3 protein-coding genes are annotated in these 3,355 nt (G+C 69.4%); all 3 read left to right on the top strand.

Going from position 1 to position 3,355, the window contains the following annotated elements; all coding sequences use genetic code 11:
- Window positions 1–753: thiamine pyrophosphate-dependent enzyme (locus tag LQV45_RS22015; protein ID WP_230008822.1), on the top strand; the 753-nt coding region annotated here is incomplete at its 5' end.
- A gap of 12 nt (window positions 754–765) precedes the next feature.
- Entirely contained in the window at window positions 766–2,193 is a 1,428-nt protein-coding gene (locus LQV45_RS22010; RefSeq protein WP_230008821.1) for a gamma-aminobutyraldehyde dehydrogenase, read from the top strand.
- 19 nt (window positions 2,194–2,212) lie between these two features.
- Window positions 2,213–3,355, top strand: a 1,143-nt coding sequence (locus LQV45_RS22005) for an amidohydrolase (protein ID WP_230008820.1), incomplete at its 3' end; no start/stop codon positions are given.

Genomic DNA, 3,355 nt, shown 5'->3' with positions numbered 1-3,355 from the left:
CACCCCGGCGCCGATCTGCTGGGTCACTTCGGCCGGCTGGACCAGCACATTCCGGCCCACGTCTCGTCCTTCGCCACCGCGCTCGCCGCCACGGATTCCGAGGCGGATCCCGACGCCGGCTGGCTGGCCGGAGCCCGCGCCGGCTACGAGAAGTTCTCCACCGCGCAGCCGGACAGCGGGAACGGAGTGGACTCGAAATATGTGGACCTCGACGTCGTCATGGAAATCCTCAAGCAGGAAATGGACGACGACGCCGTCATCACCTACGGGGCCGGGAACCACTCGCTGTGGCCGGCCCGCTACCTGAAGCACAACACCGCGAACTCACTCGCCGCACCCCGCAACGGGGCCATGGGCATGGGGATCCCGGCGGCGGTGGCTGCCTCCCTGGCCTACCCCGGCCGCCAGGTGATTTCCGTGGCCGGTGACGGCTGCTTCATGATGAACGGCCAGGAAATGGCCACGGCCATGGGCCACGGCGGGAAGTTCATCGCCCTCGTGGTGGACAACGGCATCTTCGCCACGATCCGTGAGCACCAGGAAGGCCACTACCCGGGCCGGCCCTCGGGCACGCACATGACCAACCCGGACTTCGCCGCACTGGCCCGGTCCTACGGCGGCTACGGCGAACGGGTCGAGAAGGCAGAGGACTTCGGCGCCGCTTTCCGCCGTGCCGTCGAATCCGGGCTGCCGGCAGTCCTGCACCTCCCGCAGGACCCCACCACCCGTTCACCCAAGACCGCCAGCAACTGACCGGAGCCCGTCATGATCACCCTGCACAACATCATCAATGGTGAGACCGTCCCCGGCAGCGCCGCCGACGGTTCGGACGCGGCCACCCTGCCGTTCTTCGACCCCGCCACCGGAGTCCAGCTCGGCACCGCCCCGGACAGCGACGCCGCCACCGTGGACCGCGCCTTCCAGGCCGCCCACACCGCCTTCCAGAGCTACAAGCGGACCACCCCGGCCGAACGCCAGGCCATGATGCTCAAACTCGCCGACCTCATCGAGGCCAACGTCGACAGGCTCCTGGACGCCGAGGTAGCCTGCACCGGCAAGCCGCGCCAGATCACCCGCGAGATCGAGATCCTCCGCGGCGCCGACCAGCTGCGCTTCTTCGCCGGCGCCTGCCGCGTGGTGTCCGGGACCGCCCAGACCGAATACGTCCGCGGCTTTTCCTCCACCGTCCGGCGTGAACCCCTCGGCGTGGTCGCCCAGATCACCCCATGGAACTACCCGTTCATGATGGCCATCTGGAAGATCGGACCGGCGCTCGCCGCCGGCAACACGCTGGTCCTGAAACCGGCCGACACCACGCCCTGGTCCACCCTGGTGCTGGGCGAACTGGCGCAGGAGGCCTACCCCGCCGGCGTCGTCAACGTCATCTGCGGCGGCCGGGGGACCGGTGCCGCCATGGTGGATCACGAGATCCCGGAAATGGTATCCATCACCGGCTCCACCCGGGCCGGGGCTCAGGTGATGTCCGCGGCGTCGAAGACCCTCAAGGACGTCCACCTGGAACTCGGCGGCAAGGCACCGGCGATCGTTTTCGCCGACACCGACATTGACGTGGCGGCCAGGGAGATCGCGCTCGGTGCGTTCTTCAACGCCGGGCAGGACTGCACCGCCGTGACCCGTGTGCTCGTCGAGGACTCCATCCACCAGGAGTTCGGTGCCGCGCTCGCCGCGGCAGCCGCAGCGCTGCAGGTGGGCGGCGACGCCGCGGACCTGGGCCCGCTGAACAGCGCCGCCCAGCTGGACCAGGTGGAAGGCTTCATGTCCCGGCTGCCCGCGAACGCCAGGGTCCTGGCCGGCGGCAAGCGGACGGGCGCCGGCTTCCACTTCGAACCCACCGTGATCGACGGGGTGTTCCAGGCCGACGAGGTGGTCTGCGAGGAAATCTTTGGACCCGTCGTCACCATCCAGCCCTTCCGGGACGAGGCCGAAGCCTTGGAGCTGGCCAACGGGACCAAGTACGCGCTGGCCTCCAGCGTCTGGTCCAACAACCACGGAGTGGTCACGCGGGTCTCCAATGAGCTGGACTTCGGCGCCGTCTGGATCAACTGCCACCAGGTGATCCCCGCCGAGGCGCCGCACGGCGGTTTCAAGCACTCCGGGACCGGCAAGGACCTCTCCGTCTTTGGCCTGGAGGACTACACCCGCATCAAGTCAGTCACCACCTCCCACCGCTAAAGAACCGCGTAGGTAACCCTTGAAACTCGATCTGCTGCTGCGCAACGCGGACATCATCACCATGGATGGGCGCCGCCCGCATGCCACCTCGCTGGGAGTCTGGCAGGGCCGGATTGTGGGCCTCGACGACGACCTGGCCGGCCTGGACGCGGCCGAAGTCCTGGACCTCGGCGGCGCCACCGTGACCCCCGGCTTCATCGACGCCCACTGCCACACCACCTGGTTCGGGCTCGGCCTGGGCGAACTGGACGTCTCCGCCGCGCGCGGCCTGCACCAGCTCTACGCCCTGCTGGAGGCCGGCATGGCGGCAGACAGCGGGCAGCCTGAGGCAGGGCCAGAGACGGACCCTGGGACCGGACCGGCGCCGGACTGGCTGCTGGCCACCGGCTTCAGCCAGCAGCAGCACGGCGGCCAGTTCCCGGACATCACCGTTTTGGACCGGATCACGGGAAACCGGCCGCTGTTCATGCGGCACAACTCCGGGCACATGGCCGTCGTCAACACGGCCGCCCTCCGGCTGGCCGGCGCCGAACCGGCGTCGTTTCCGGACCCCGACGGCGGCGTTATTGTCCGCGACGCCGACGGCCGCCCCACCGGGCTGGTCCAGGAAACCGCGCAGCAGCTGATCCAGCAGCTCATCCTGCCGTACTCGTCCGAGGCGATCGAAGCCGCACTGGACCGGGCTACCACCTACTACGCCGCGGAGGGCATCACGAGCTTCACCGAGGCCGGGATCGGCGGCGGCTGGATCGGCCACAGCCCCGTGGAGCTGGCCGCCTACCAGCGGGCGGCAGCCGCGGGCAGGCTCCACGCCCGGGCGCAGCTGATGCCCGTCCTCGATGTGCTTCACCCGCTCGGTGGAGAGCACCCGCCGGGTCCCACGCCAGCCGGGCTGGACCTGGGCATCACCAGTGGCTTCGGCGGCGACTTCCTGTCCCTGGGCCCGGCGAAGGTGTTCTTGGACGGGTCACTGCTCGGCGAAACGGCCGCGGTCAGCCATGACTACTGCAGCCATGGCGGGACGGACAACACCGGCAACACCGGCTACTTCCAGGCGGAACCGGAGGCGCTCCGGGCAAAGATCGAGGCTGCCTATGCGGCCGGCTGGTCGATCGCGGCGCACGCCATCGGCGACCGTGCCGTTGACCTCGCGATCGAGATC

Source organism: Microbacterium sp. Bi128 (assembly GCF_918698205.1).
The sequence above is the reverse complement of the archived record's forward strand: the minus strand, read 5'-3'. Positions and strand labels throughout refer to the sequence as shown.

Coding starts and splice junctions, on each gene's coding strand:
- LQV45_RS22010 (WP_230008821.1), top strand. CDS start 766: ATGATCACCCTGCACAACATCATCAATGGTGAGACCGTCCCCGGCAGC.